Below are 12,989 nucleotides of genomic sequence, written 5' to 3' on the forward strand. Positions count from 1 at the left end.
CATGATGTGGTGCTCCCTCTGGGTTCGGTCGTGCGACGGGTGGTGCTGGCGGACGGGTGGTGCTGGGGTGCGCGTGCCTCAGCGGCGGCGGCCCTTGGCGGTCTCGGTGGCGCTGGCCTTGCTGTCGGCGGCCTCGGCCCCGCGGGAGCCCATCGGCTGCTCCGGCCCGGTGGTCGTGTCCTTGAGCGTCTGGCGCTCGGTCTCGGCGTTGATCTCGGCGCCGAGCAGGATGATGTAGGTCGTCAGGTACAGCCACAGCAGCAGGACGGCGACACCGGCGATCGCGCCGTACGTCTCGTTGTAGCTGCCGAAGTTCGACACGTACAGGCTGAAGGCGATGCTGCCGAGCAGCCACAGCACGGTGGCGACGGCGGCCCCCTGGCTCACCCAGCGCAGCTTGGGGTCGTCGCGGTCGGGGGCCAGGCGGTAGACGACGGCGAGCGCGACGGCGACGAGGACGACGAGCAGGACCCAGCGGGCGGCCTGCGCGGCGATGGTGCCGGCGATGCCCAGGCCCAGGTTGTCGAGCACGGGCGGGACGACGGCGACGAGGCCGACCGACAGGATGACGAAGACGATGGCGCCGAGGGTGAGCAGGAGCGCCAGGCCGCGGAGCTTGACGAAGCCGCGGGTCTCGTCCTCGTCGTAGGCGATGTTGACGGCCTTGATGAGGTTGGCGGTCCCGCCGGAGGCGGACCACAGCGCGAGCAGGATCGAGATGACGAAGCCGATGCCGAGCCCGCTGTCCTGGCTGCCGACGGCCTTCATCTGCTCGGCGATGATCGAGCTGGCCTCCTGCGGGAGGCCGGCGGTGAGCTCCTCGGCCTGACGGGCGGCGTCCGGGCCGCCGACGACGAGGCCCCACAGGCTGATCAGGGCGATCATCGCCGGGAACAGCGCGAGGAAGGCGAAGAACGCGACTCCGCCGGCGAGCATGGGCACGTTGTCGGCCTTGGCCTCCTTCCACGCCCGCTTCAGGACCTGCTTCCAGCCGGAGGCCGGTATCTCGGTCGGCTTGGTCGCCTGGGCGCCCGGGAGGGCCCCGTCACCGGTGCCGGCTTGTTCTGACGTGGTGGTCCCTCGGCTGCTCACGCTGCGCGAGGTACCCCACGACCGTCGCGGGCATGCGCCGCGGCCGGGACCGCCCCGTGTGGCACGGTTCCCGGGTGCACCCGGACGCCAGCGTCAGCGCCCCCGCCCGGGGCGGGCCCGTCGACCGCGCGGGGCGGCTGCTCGCGCCGGACCTCGCCCGCGGCCTGGCCCTGCTCGGCATCGCGCTGGCCAACTGCGTGTCCTACGTCAGCGGCGTGACCACCGGACCGCTCGCGCGACCGGTGGAGGCGACCCCGGCGGACCGCGCGGTGGACACCGTGGTCGGCCTGCTCGTCGACAACCGCGCCTTCCCCATGTTCACGATGCTCTTCGCCTACGGGTTCGTCACCGTGCTGCGGCGGCAGGCCTCGGCAGGTGTCCCCTGGCCCAGGGCACGCGGCCTGCTCGTGCGGCGCTCGCTCGGGCTCGCGGTGCTCGGCGCCGCGCACCTGCTGCTGCTCTTCGCCGGCGACATCCTCCTGGTCTACGGGCTGCTCGGCCTCGCCCTGGTGCTCGTGGTCCGCGCCGGGGACCGGGTGCTCCGCCTGGTCGGGTGGCTGACGCTGCCTGTCTTCCTGGGGCTCGGCGCGCTCGACGGGGTGGCCGAGGGGGACCCGGGCGGGCCGCCCGGCTACCTGGACGACCTGCTCGACCGGGTGCTCGTCCTCGTCAGCACCGTGGTGGGCGCGCCGCTGTTCGTGGCCGCCCTGGCTCCCGCGGCGGTGGTGGGGGTGCTGCTGGCCCGCAGCCAGGTGCTCGAGGACCCTGCGGCGCACCTGCCGCTGCTGCGCCGGCTGGTGCTCGTCGGGCTGCCCGTGAGCGTCCTCGGGGCGGTCCCGCTGGTGCTGCTGTCGACGCAGGTGGTGCAGGCGCCGCCCGCCGTGGACCTGCTCGCGGGCGCGCTGCACGGCGGGACGGGGCTGCTCGGCGCGGCCGCCTTCCTCGGCGGCGTCGGCTGGCTCGTGGCCGCCCGCGCCCGGCGTGCCGACGACCCCCGGCGGGGCGTGGTGCGGGCGCTCGCGGCCGTCGGCGAGCGCTCGCTCAGCTGCTACCTGCTGCAGTCGGTGCTGCTCGTCCCCCTGCTGGCGCCGTGGGCGCTCGGGCTGGGCGTCGGCGCGGGGACGGCCCTGGTGTCGGGCGTCGCCGTCGCGGTCTACCTCGTCACCGTCGTGGTCGCGCTGCTGCTGGACCGCGCCGGACGCCGGGGGCCGGCCGAGGTGCTGCTGCGCCGGGTGGTCTACGGAGCGGCCCCCAACGTGCGGTAGAGGCTGAAGGTTTCATGTGCGGCGTGTCGGGTATCTCGTCTGCGGCCCTCGGGCCACCCCGCCGTCCCGCTGCGGATGGGGACCCCTCAGACAGGAGCAACACATGGGCATCATCGGTTGGATCGTCCTCGGCCTCATCGCCGGTCTCATCGCCAAGGCCATCATGCCGGGCAAGGACCCGGGCGGCCTCATCATCACGATCATCCTCGGCATCGTCGGGGCCCTGCTCGGCGGCTTCCTCGCCTCCGCGATCTTCGGCGTGAGCCCCAACGACGGGTTCTTCGACCTCAGCACCTGGATCTCCGCCATCGTCGGCGCCCTGATCGTCCTCGGCATCTACCGGGCCGTCGCCGGTCGTCGCCACTCGCGCGTCTGAGAGACGCTGCGCGTCTGACCGACGCCCACGGAGCCCCGGTGACCTCACGGTCGCCGGGGCTCCGGCATGTCTAGGGCGTGCCGCGCAGGCTGTCGAGGACCTTCTGTACCCGCCGCAGACGGGTGGCCTCCGTCCTCGCCCCCTCGACCTGGACGACGTGGTCCTTGCGGTAGCCCGGGGCCAGCGTGTCGAAGGCCGCGCGCATGCCCGGCTCGGCCTCGAGGGCGGTCGCCAGGTCGTCCGGGACGGCGACCTGCCGCGGGCCCGTCTCGCGCCGGAGCGTGACCTCGACCGTCCCGCCGGTGGCGACGCCTGCCAGGCGCCGGTTCTCGGTGCTCATGCCCAGCAGCGTCCGCCCGGCCATGACGGCCGTCGTGCTCGTCCAGGTGTGCGTGCCGACCGTGACCACGACCGGGACCCGCCTGCCCCCGCCGAGCGCCTCCAGGACCTCGTCGGGGACCTCGATGCCCGCCTTGGTGCCGCCCGCGTCGAGCACCTGGGTCGTGAAGGTGACCGGTGCCGGTGCGTCCTCGCCCATGGCTCCTCCTCGCCGCCTCAGCCGTGCGCCATGTCCCCGAAGCGGGAGTAGTGCCCCTGGAACACGGTCGTGATGGTGTCGGTCGGCCCGTTGCGGTGCTTGGCGACGATGAAGTCCGCCTCGCCCGGCCGGTTGTCCTTGTCGTAGATGTCCTCGCGGTGCAGCAGCATGATCATGTCGGCGTCCTGCTCGATGGCGCCGGACTCGCGCAGGTCGCTCATCTGCGGCTTCTTGTCCGTCCGCTGCTCCGGCCCGCGGTTGAGCTGGCTGATGGCGATGACCGGGACCTCGAGCTCCTTGGCGAGCAGCTTGAGCGCGCGGGAGAACTCGCTGACCTCCTGCTGCCGGGACTCCACGCGCTTGCCCGAGCTCATGAGCTGCAGGTAGTCCAGGACGACGAGCTTGAGGTCGTGCTGCTGCTTGAGCCGCCGGCACTTGGCGCGGATCTCCGGCAGCGTCATGTTCGGGGAGTCGTCGATGAACAGCGGGGCGTCGTTGGTCTGCCCGAGCACCCGGGCGATCTTCTGCCAGTCCGTGTCCTGGAGCCGGCCGTTGCGCAGCGCCTGGAGCTTGATGCCCGCCTCGGCGGAGATGAGCCGGGTCGTGATCTCGGTGCGGCTCATCTCCAGGGAGAAGATGACGGTCGCCATGTGGTGGTGGATCGCGGCGGAGCGGGCGATGTCCAGGCCGAGCGTCGACTTGCCGACCGCGGGGCGGGCCGCGATGACGATCATCTGGCCCGGGTGCAGCCCGTTGGTGAGGGCGTCGAGCTCGCGGAAGCCGGTGGGCACGCCGTTGAGGCCCTCGGGGCGGGCCTCCATCTCCTCGAGCTCGGTGACGGTGTCCTGCATGACCTCCGACAGCGGCCGGTAGTCGTCGCGGGCCTGGCGGTCGGTGACGGCGTACACCTCGGCCTGGGCGGTGTTGACGATCTCGTCGACGTCCCCGCCCTCGCCGGCGTAGCCGAGGCTCGCGATCTTGGTCCCGGCCTCGACGAGACGGCGGAGGACGGCCTTGTCGCGGACGATGCGGGCGTAGAACGCGGCGCTGGCCGCCGTGGGCACGGTCGCCACGAGCGTGTGCAGGTACGGCGCCCCGCCCACGCGGTTGAGCTCCCCGCGCCGGCCCAGGACGTCGGCGACGGTCACCGGGTCGGCCGGCTCGCCGCGGCCGAACAGGTCGAGGACCGCCTCGTAGATCATCTCGTGCGCGGGCCGGTAGAAGTCCTGGCCCTTGAGGTTCTCGCTGACGTCGGCGACGGCGTCCTTGCTGAGCATCATGGCGCCGAGGGCGCACTGCTCCGCCAGGACGTCCTGCGGGGGCATCCGCTCGAACCCGCTGGGTCCGCCCTGCTGCCGGGGGGCCGACGTCCCCAGGTCCAGGCCGCTCTCCACGATGCTCACGTGCTCTCCCCACCTCCTCGGTCCGTCCGGACACCTCCCCGGACGGGTCACCGAGGTTGTAGCGAGGACCCCGGACAGAGCCGGACGCTAGGCCCCGGGCAGCCGACACGCCAAGCCCGCCGGCCGCGGTTGTCCACAGGCCCTGTGGACGGCCTGGGGACAGCGGGGACGACCTCCCGGAAAACCGCAGGCCCGCTCGTCCACGGCTGTGGACAGGCCTGGGGACGACGCGCCCGGGATACCAGGCCGCGGACACCCCGCACCCCCTCTGACCTGCGACGACGTCCGCCGCAGGGGTGTGGAGGAAAACTCGTGGCACAGTGGACGACAGATGTCCGGGCTGTGGCGGGGGGGATGACGGTGCCCGACGAGGCGACGCCGCAGGGCACCCGTAGCAGACGCCCGAGGGTGCTCCGACCACGCCCCGTCCACAGGTTGTCCACAGCCCCTGGGACCCCCGTCCGAGGCCCCGGGGGGCCTCCCACCAGCAGGTTGTCCCGGCGCCGCGCCCCCGACGCCCAGGCCCGCGAGATCCTCGGCCTCGCCGTCCCGGCCCTGGGGGCGCTCGTCGTCGAGCCGCTCTTCCTGCTCACCGACACCGCGGTCGTCGGCGCGCTGGGTACGGACGCGCTGGCCGGTCTCGGCCTCGCCTCGGCGGTCCTGTCCACCCTGGTCGGGCTGTTCGTCGTCCTCGCCTACGGGACCACGGCGTCGGTGTCGCGCCGGCTGGGCGCGGGCGACCGCCCGGGCGCGCTGGCGGCCGGGGTCGACGGGCTGTGGCTGGCCGCCCTCGTGGGGGCCGTCCTCGTCGCCGCCGGCCTCCCCACCGTGCCCGCCCTCGTCGGGGCCTCGGGCGTCGGCGGGGGCGCTGCCGACGCGGCCCGCAGCTACCTCACCGTGTCGCTGCTGGGCATCCCGGCCATGCTCGTCGTCCTGGCCGCCACAGGGGTGCTGCGGGGCCTGCAGGACACCCGCACGCCGCTCGTCGTGGCGCTGGCCGGCTTCACGACCAACGCGGCGCTCGTCGTCGTCCTCGTCCACGGCGCGGGCCCCGTCCCGGCGCTCGGGGTGGTGGGGTCGGCGTGGGGCACCGTCGCGGCGCAGACCGGGATGGCCGCCTGGCTGCTGGCGCTCGTCGTCCGCGGCGCGCGCCGGGAAGGCGTCCGGCTGCTCCCCCACGGCCCCGGCGTGCGCACGGCGGCCCGCGCCGGCGTCCCGCTGCTGCTGCGCACCGTCACCCTGCGACTGGCGCTCCTGGCCACGGTCTGGGCCGCCGCCGGGACCGGCACGCAGTCGCTGGCCGCCCACCAGGTCGTCTTCACGGTGTGGACGTTCGGGGCGTTCGTCCTGGACGCGCTCGCCATCGCCGCCCAGGCCCTCACCGGCCGCAGCCTCGGCGCGGGGGACGCCGAGGGCGCCCGCGCGACGACGCGCCGGATGGTCCGCTGGGGGGTGGGTGGCGGCGCCGTGCTCGGCGTGCTCCTGGCGGCGGGCTCCCCGTGGCTGCCGGTGCTGTTCAGCGACGACGCGACGGTCCGCGGCGGCATCACCGCGGGCCTGCTCGTCGTCGGGCTGACGGCGCCGCTGTCCGGCTACGTGTTCGTGCTGGACGGCGTGCTCATCGGGGCGGGCGACGGGCCCTACCTCGCCCGCGCGGGGGTCTGGGCGGTGCTGGCCTACCTGCCGCTGCTCGCGGTCGTGCCGCTGGCCGGGCTCACCGGCACGGTCGGCCTGGTCGTGCTCTGGCTGGCCTTCGCCGGCGGCTACATGGCGGCCCGCGGGCTGACCCTGGGGCTGCGGGAGCGGTCCGGGCGCTGGCTGGTGCTCGGGGCCGGCTGAACGGTCAGTCCGACAGCCAGGCGGCCACGAGGGTCGGCAGGACCAGCGCGACGTGGAACGTCACCACGAGCGCGGCGGTCAGCACGCCGGGACCGACGGGCCAGCCGGTGAGCTGCCACACCCACGCCGCGCCGAGCAGCAGGGTGAGGGCGACGAAGCCGACCCGGTAGGAGCGGACGTACACCTCGCCGCGGACCTGCTGCTCGCGCTCGTCCAGGACCGACGTCGGGAGCTCCTCCACCCCCCGCGTGGACGCCTTGAGCATGCCGAGGAGCAGCACGAACGACACCAGCAGCACCCCGACGCCGACGGCGACCGCCACCGCCCCGAGCCCGCTGTCGACGACGTCGAGGGACAGGAACAGCAGCGCCTCCAGGACGAGCAGCCCGACGAGGGCGAGCACGAGCCGGCGTCGGGCCCGCCGCGTGCGCAGGCCCTCGAACCGGGGGTCGTCCAGGCGCAGGGCCCGGCGCTCGGCCCTCTCCTCGGCGCGCCCGTCGCGGGTGGCAGCTCCTGCGCTCGGTCCGGTGCTGGTCATCTCTGCTCCTCCGTCGTCCGGGACCCCGGCACCGCGCCGGGGCCGTACACCTGGGCGGACAGGGACACGAACGGCTCGAGGGCGAAGACGGCCTCCACCGGCAGGTCGAACACGCGCGCGGCGCGCAGCGCGAGCGCGAGGCTCGGGCTGTACTCGCCGCGCTCCAGGTAGCCGACCGTCTGGTAGTGCACCCCGAGCGCGGTGGCCAGCTCCGCCCTGGACATGCCTCGGTCGGCCCTCAGGACGGCGAGGCGGTTGTGCACCGTGTCCTCGTCCTCGTCGCGGCGTCGTCTCGGCATGTAGCAGGTATACAACATGCGAGAGCAGTCTTCTACCCATTCGTCCGCCCGGGACGACGGACGCCGACGGGCGGCCCCGGCGTGCGGGGCCGCCCGTGGCGGACGTGCAGGTGGTGCGGGTGCGTCAGTCGGAGACGACGTCCACGTCGATCGACGCGGTCACGTCGCTGTGGAGGCGCACCGTGACGGTGTACCGGCCCAGCGACTTGATCGGCTGCGGGATGACGACCTTGCGGCGGTCGACCTGCGGGGCGCCGGCCGCGACGAGCGCCTCGGCGATGTCGCCGGGGGTCACGGCACCGAAGAGGCGGCCGCTCTGGCCCGACCGGGCCGACAGGGTGACGGGCTTCTGCTGGAGGCGGGCGCGGACCTGCTGCGCCTCCTCGAGCGTGGCGATCTCGCGGGCCTTGCGGGCCGTGCGGATCGAGGCCACCTGCGCCTCAACGCCCTTGGTCCACGGGGTGGCCAGGCGTCGGGGGAGCAGGAAGTTGCGGCCGTAGCCGTCCTTGACGTCGATGACGTCACCGGGCTCGCCGAGCCCCGTGACCTCCTGGGTGAGGATGAGCTTCATGGGTGTCCTCTTCCTCAGCGGCCGGCGCTGGAGTAGGGCAGCAGGGCCATCTCGCGCGCGTTCTTGATCGCCTGGGCGATCTGGCGCTGCTGCTGGACGGTCACCCCGGTGACCCGGCGGGCGCGGATCTTGCCCCGGTCGGAGATGAACTTCCGCAGCAGCGCGGTGTCCTTGTAGTCGATGTACTCGACCCCGGCGGTCTTGAGGGGGTTGAGCTTCTTCTTGGGCTTGCGCAGCACCGGCTTCTTGGCGGCAGCCACGGTGTCTCCTCACGTCTGGTGCCCGGCAGCCTGTCGGCCGCACGGACGGGTTCACGATCAGTTCTCGGGGGGCTCGGCGGGGGACCGCCGGCCCAGGAGGTCTGAGACCTCAGAAGGGCGGCTCGTCGTCGGAGCCGGAGTAGCCGCCGGAGGCCGGGCCGGTCGCCCACGGGTCGGCGTAGCCGCCGCCCTGCTGGCCGCCCTGGCTGCTGCCGGGTGCGGACCAGCCGCCACCGCCGCCGCCCTGGCCGCCGCCACCCTGGCCACGGTCCTGGCCGCCCTGCTGGGGCGCACCCTGACCCTGGCCGCCGCCGCCGAACCCGCCGCCGCCGCCACCGCCGCGCTGCGTGCGGTTGACCTTGGCGGTCGCGTACCGCAGCGACGGGCCGATCTCGTCGGCCTCCAGCTCGATGACGGTGCGGCTCTCGCCCTCCTTGGTCTGGTACGAGCGCGACTTCATGCGCCCGGTGACCACGACCCTGGTGCCCTTGGTGAGCGACTCCGCGACGTTCTCGGCCGCCTCGCGCCAGATGGAGCAGCGCATGAACAGCGTCTCGCCGTCCTTGAACTCGTTGGACTGGCGGTCGAACGTGCGGGGGGTGCTGGCGATGGTGAAGTTGGCGACCGCCGAGCCGGACGGGGTGAACCGCAGCTCCGGGTCACCGGTCAGGTTGCCGACCAGCGTGACGATGGTCTCTCCGGCCACGTCGGCCTCCTCAGCGGGAGTCGGGGCGGATGAGCTTGGTCCGCACGACCGACTCGTTGAGGTTCAGCTGACGGTCCAGCTCGAGGACGGGGGCGGGCTCGGTCGACATCGTGACGACGGCGTAGATGCCCTCGTTCTTCTTGTTGATCGGGTACGCCATGCGGCGGCGGCCCCAGATGTCGATGGTGTCGACGCTGCCGCCGTTCTCCTTGATGACCGTGAGGTACCGGTCCAGGCTCGGGGCGACGGTGCGCTCTTCCAGGTCCGAGTCGAGGATGATCATGAGCTCGTACTGACGCATATGGACAACCCACCTCCTGTGGTCTGTCGGCCACGGTAGGTCCGTGGCAGGAGGGTCATGCGTGACGTGCACGGAGCACCCCGTCGGGGGGCGCAGGCACAGCGGGCCACGATACCGCGGCTCAGGCCAGCTCCACGACGAAGCGGTCGTCCTGTGCACGGAGCGGCCCGGCCGCCGGGTCCTCCCCGTCGGCGTCGCGCCGGACCGGGTCCTCCGTCGGGTGCCACCCGGTCCGCCAGGCCCGCCAGCCCAGCCAGGCCAGCGCGGCCAGCCGCGCGACGAGCAGGACCGCGTAGAAGCCCGGCGGCAGCGCGCGGTCGGTGGTGCTGAGGCCGACCAGGTACTCCCAGACGGCGACCACGTACAGCGCCTCCGCGGCCCACCACCACAGGTGGTCCCGCCACACCGGCACCGCCAGCGCCGCCCACGGCAGCAGCCACAGCGACGCCTGCACCGGCACCGTCTTGGCGACGAGCAGGGTGCCCACGAGCAGGACGAGGACGACGAGCGGCAGCCTGGGCGCCCGCGGGCAGGCCAGCACCCAGACGGCCACGGCGAGCAGCACCGCCCCGGTGAGGACCGCGCTGACGACCGACGCCTGGGTCGCGGTGAGCGCGCGCACCCCGGCGACCTGCTCGTCCACGGCGAGGCGCGGCAGCAGCAGGAGGGAGCCGTAGCCCGGCTCGGCGCCCCACCAGCCGCGGGCGGGCGCGGTCCACGCCTGGGGCGACAGCACCGCCAGCGGCAGGTTGACAGCGGCCCAGGTGAACGCCGCCGAGGAGCAGACCAGGGCGACGTGGCGCACCGCCCCCGCCCGGACGGCGAGCAGCACCAGGGCGAGCAGGACGAGCACGACGTGGAGGCGGGCCGAGACGGCGAGGCCGAGCACGACCCCGGCCAGCAGCGGGTGCCCGCGCGCCCAGGCGGCGACCCCGACCACGCCGAGCGCGACGCCGAGCAGGTCGAACGAGACGAGCCCGGACAGCACCACGACCGGGCTGAGCGCGAGCAGGGTCGCGTCCCACGGCCGCCGGCCCGACAGCCGCACCACGGCGAGCACGGCGGCGACGAGCGCGAGGCAGGCGAGCACCGCGTACAGGTCGAAGTACACGCGCGTGCCCGCCGAGACCCCCTCGGCCGCCGGGGCGACGCGCCGGGCCAGGGCCTCCGCCGGTGCGACCAGCGCGGCCAGCAGCGCGCCCAGGTAGGTGGTGAGCGCCGGCTGGCCGAGGCCGTCGGGCGTGGCCGGGTCCAGGCCGAGCAGCGCCCGGGGGGTGCCGCCGAGCGTGCCGTGGAGCACGGCGACGTCGGAGTAGCAGGTGTGGACGAACTGCCCGGGCGAGGTCCAGCCGACCGCCCGGCAGTGCTGCGCACGCACGACCGCGAGCGCGGTGGTGAGACCTGCCAGCAGCACGAGGACCCGCGCGGGCGACCACCACGGGTGCCCGGGCTCGGCCCTGCGGCGCCCGGCCGGGCCGCCCAGCAGCGGGCTGGCCCAGCGGGCGACCGCGTCCTCGCGGGTGGGGGCGGCGCTCACCGCCCCATCATGGCAGCGGGCCCTCGGGCGGACCGGGCTCGCGGGCCTGCCCGGGCGGCAGGACCGGCGCGCGTCCCTGCCCGGGCGGGGCCACGGGCGCACGGCCCTGGTCGCCGGGCTCGACGCTCGGCTCGACCGGCTCCTCGCTCGGCTCCTCCGGCAGCTCCGGGTCCTCCGACGGCTCCTCGACGGGCTCCTCGCTCGGCTCGACGCTGGGCTCCGGCTCGGCGGTGACCGTGGCGGTGACCACGGGCGGCGCGCTGGGCTCCGGCTGCTGCTCCGTCTCCGGGGCCGGTGCCGGTGCCTCGGTCTCCTCGCTCGACCTGTCGGCCGGCTCGATGTCGACCGGGTCGGGGAACTCCAGGACCTCCTGGCCCTCGAGGGCCCGGTCCATGACGCCGGTCCAGATCCGCACCGGCCACGAGCCGCCGGTCACGGTGCGGGTGCCGGGGATGGTGATGGTCTCCGGGTTGCCCTCGGCGTCGAGCTGGTACATGGCGACCACCCCCGCCAGCTGGGGGGTGTAGCCGACGAACCACGCGGCCTGGGCACCCGAGTTCGTCCCGGTCTTGCCGGCGACGGGCCGGTCGAGGCGCTGGGCGTACTCGCCGGAGCCCTCCTCCACGACCTGGGTCATGGCGTAGGTCGCGTTGGACATCACGTCGGGCGAGATGACCTGCTGCCCGGCGGTGTCGGCCTGGAAGTCGACCGCGCCGTTGGGCTCGCGCACCTCGGCGATGACGTGCCACTCCCGGCGCACGCCCTGGGCGGCGAACGTGGCCATGACCTGGGCCATGTCGACCGGACGCGGGGACGCCGCGCCCAGGACGTTGGACACGAAGCTCTCCAGGCCCAGGGTGTCGTCCGGCAGGCCGGCGCGGACGGCCACCTCGCGGGTGGCCTCGGGGCCGACCTCGCTGTTGAGCTCGACGTAGGCGGTGTTCACGGAGTTGGCCGTCGCCTCCACCAGGTCGACCCGGCCGTAGTCGGTGTCGCCGAAGTTGTCGACCGGCCGGTCGTAGCCCTCGATCTCCCGGCCCGAGTTCCCGTCGAAGGTCTCGTCGAGCGGGATCCCGGCCTCGAGGGCGGCTACCAGCGTGAACGGCTTGAACGTGGACCCGGCCTGCGCGGTGTCCTTGGTGACGGCGTTGCGCCGCTGGAGCAGGTCGTCGCCGCCGTACATGCCCCTGATGCCGCCGGTCGCGGGGTCGATCGTCACAGCGGCGACCCGCAGGCCGGGGCTCAGCGGCTCGCCGTCGGTGTCCTCCGGCGTGGGCATCTCCGCGGCGACGCCCTCGAGCACGGCCGCCTGGACGGCCGGGTCGAAGGTCGTGACGACCCGCAGGCCGCCGGTGTCGATGCGCTCGTCGTCGTAGCCGAGGTCGACGAGCTCCTCGCGCGCGGCCTGCAGCAGGTAGCCACCGGGCCCGGCGTACACCTGCTCGTCGCCCTCGACGACCGTGGCGGGCAGCACGAGGGCGTCGGCCGCGGCCTGGTCGAGCACCTCGGTGGCCACGAGGCCGTCGGCCACGTAGTCGAAGCGCTCCTGGGTGGCCTCGGGGTCCTCGGCCGGGTCGTAGCGGTTGGGCGCGGGGAGCACGCCCGCCAGCAGGGCCGCCTGCTCGATGGTGAGCGCGGAGGCGTCGACGTCGAAGTACGCCTGCGCCGCGGCCTGCACCCCGTAGGCACCGCGGCCGAAGTACACGGTGTTGAGGTAGTCGGTGAGGATCTGGTCCTTGTCCAGGCGCCGCTCGACCTTGAGCGAGATGAGGATCTCGCGGAACTTGCGCTGGTAGGTCTGGTCGGAGGTGAGGAAGTAGTTCTTCACGTACTGCTGGGTGATGGTCGAGCCGCCGCCGGCGGGCTCGCCGGTGACGATCCCCAGCGCCGCCCGGGCGATGCCGGTCGGGCTGATCCCGGGGTTCTCGTAGAAGGTGCGGTCCTCGGCGGCCACGACGGCCTGCCGGACGGTGTCCGGGATCTCCTCGGTGCCGACGATGGTGCGGTCCTGCGCGGCGAAGGTCCCCAGCACGCTGACGCCGTCGGCGTAGTACAGCGTCGTCGTCTCGGCGAACACCGCGTCGTTGGGGTCGGGGATCGGGGTGCGCACGTAGGCGACCGCGACCCCCGCCACGACGAGCAGCACCGCCGCCAGGGCACCGAGGCCCAGGACCTGCAGGGTCCGGCGCAGCCAGCCCTTCCGGGGACGGCCCGCAGCCCCGCCGCGACCCGCGCCGCCGGGGCCGCCGGCACCGCCCGCGCCG

General features: G+C 74.2%; 14 protein-coding genes. 3 read left to right on the top strand and 11 right to left on the bottom strand.

The annotated features are described in order from the left end of the window. Nucleotides 1-78: 78 nt before the first annotated feature. Nucleotides 79-1,092: a YihY/virulence factor BrkB family protein gene (locus WCS02_RS11330; protein WP_340293132.1), complete on the bottom strand. Its 1,014-nt coding sequence runs from the start codon at nucleotides 1,090-1,092 to the stop codon at nucleotides 79-81. A 74-nt stretch (nucleotides 1,093-1,166) separates the two neighbouring features. Between WCS02_RS11330 and WCS02_RS11335 the strand changes: the two genes are divergently transcribed. After that, nucleotides 1,167-2,357, top strand: coding sequence for a DUF418 domain-containing protein (locus WCS02_RS11335; RefSeq protein ID WP_340293134.1), 1,191 nt, complete (start codon nucleotides 1,167-1,169; stop codon nucleotides 2,355-2,357). Nucleotides 2,358-2,460: 103 nt separating this feature from the next. Further along, the gene (locus tag WCS02_RS11340) at nucleotides 2,461-2,733 is read left to right on the top strand and encodes a GlsB/YeaQ/YmgE family stress response membrane protein (RefSeq protein WP_340293136.1); all 273 of its coding nucleotides are present in this window, start codon (nucleotides 2,461-2,463) and stop codon (nucleotides 2,731-2,733) included. A 70-nt stretch (nucleotides 2,734-2,803) separates the two neighbouring features. On the opposite strand, the gene WCS02_RS11345 is transcribed toward WCS02_RS11340, so the two are convergent. Together WCS02_RS11345 and dnaB are read right to left on the bottom strand one after the other, a co-directional pair. Then, nucleotides 2,804-3,271, bottom strand: a complete 468-nt coding sequence (locus tag WCS02_RS11345; RefSeq protein ID WP_340293138.1) for a YdeI/OmpD-associated family protein — start codon at nucleotides 3,269-3,271, stop codon at nucleotides 2,804-2,806. Between the two features lie 17 nt (nucleotides 3,272-3,288). Further along, nucleotides 3,289-4,596 carry a replicative DNA helicase gene (dnaB, locus tag WCS02_RS11350; protein WP_340293158.1) on the bottom strand — a complete coding sequence of 436 codons (1,308 nt, stop codon included), beginning with the start codon at nucleotides 4,594-4,596 and terminating at the stop codon, nucleotides 3,289-3,291. 570 nt (nucleotides 4,597-5,166) lie between these two features. On the opposite strand from dnaB, the gene WCS02_RS11355 reads away from it, so the two are divergent. After that, nucleotides 5,167-6,513 carry an MATE family efflux transporter gene (locus WCS02_RS11355; RefSeq protein ID WP_340293140.1) on the top strand — a complete coding sequence of 449 codons (1,347 nt, stop codon included), beginning with the start codon at nucleotides 5,167-5,169 and terminating at the stop codon, nucleotides 6,511-6,513. 4 nt (nucleotides 6,514-6,517) lie between these two features. On the opposite strand, the gene WCS02_RS11360 is transcribed toward WCS02_RS11355, so the two are convergent. The 8 genes from WCS02_RS11360 to WCS02_RS11395 form a co-directional block, all read right to left on the bottom strand. Further along, on the bottom strand, nucleotides 6,518-7,051 hold the full coding sequence (locus WCS02_RS11360; protein WP_340293142.1) for a hypothetical protein: 534 nt from the start codon (nucleotides 7,049-7,051) through the stop codon (nucleotides 6,518-6,520). Continuing rightward, a complete protein-coding gene (locus WCS02_RS11365) occupies nucleotides 7,048-7,350 on the bottom strand; it encodes a helix-turn-helix transcriptional regulator (RefSeq protein ID WP_340293144.1) in 303 nt (100 codons plus the stop codon). Before WCS02_RS11365 ends, WCS02_RS11360 begins: the two co-directional genes overlap by 4 nt. Nucleotides 7,351-7,474: 124 nt before the next feature. Beyond that, complete coding sequence (gene rplI / locus WCS02_RS11370; RefSeq protein WP_340293146.1) at nucleotides 7,475-7,921, bottom strand: 50S ribosomal protein L9; 447 nt, start codon at nucleotides 7,919-7,921, stop codon at nucleotides 7,475-7,477. Between the two features lie 14 nt (nucleotides 7,922-7,935). Then, the gene (rpsR, locus tag WCS02_RS11375; protein WP_340293148.1) at nucleotides 7,936-8,181 is read right to left on the bottom strand and encodes a 30S ribosomal protein S18; all 246 of its coding nucleotides are present in this window, start codon (nucleotides 8,179-8,181) and stop codon (nucleotides 7,936-7,938) included. Between the two features lie 109 nt (nucleotides 8,182-8,290). Continuing rightward, on the bottom strand, nucleotides 8,291-8,887 hold the full coding sequence (locus WCS02_RS11380; protein ID WP_340293150.1) for a single-stranded DNA-binding protein: 597 nt from the start codon (nucleotides 8,885-8,887) through the stop codon (nucleotides 8,291-8,293). A gap of 10 nt (nucleotides 8,888-8,897) precedes the next feature. Beyond that, nucleotides 8,898-9,188, bottom strand: a complete 291-nt coding sequence (rpsF, locus tag WCS02_RS11385) for a 30S ribosomal protein S6 (protein WP_340293152.1) — start codon at nucleotides 9,186-9,188, stop codon at nucleotides 8,898-8,900. Between the two features lie 121 nt (nucleotides 9,189-9,309). Beyond that, the gene (locus WCS02_RS11390; RefSeq protein ID WP_340293154.1) at nucleotides 9,310-10,725 is read right to left on the bottom strand and encodes a hypothetical protein; all 1,416 of its coding nucleotides are present in this window, start codon (nucleotides 10,723-10,725) and stop codon (nucleotides 9,310-9,312) included. Nucleotides 10,726-10,732: 7 nt separating this feature from the next. Next, nucleotides 10,733-12,989: transglycosylase domain-containing protein (locus WCS02_RS11395; RefSeq protein ID WP_340293156.1), on the bottom strand; the 2,257-nt coding region annotated here is incomplete at its 5' end.

This window comes from Aquipuribacter hungaricus, assembly GCF_037860755.1.
Classification (GTDB): domain Bacteria; phylum Actinomycetota; class Actinomycetes; order Actinomycetales; family JBBAYJ01; genus Aquipuribacter; species Aquipuribacter hungaricus.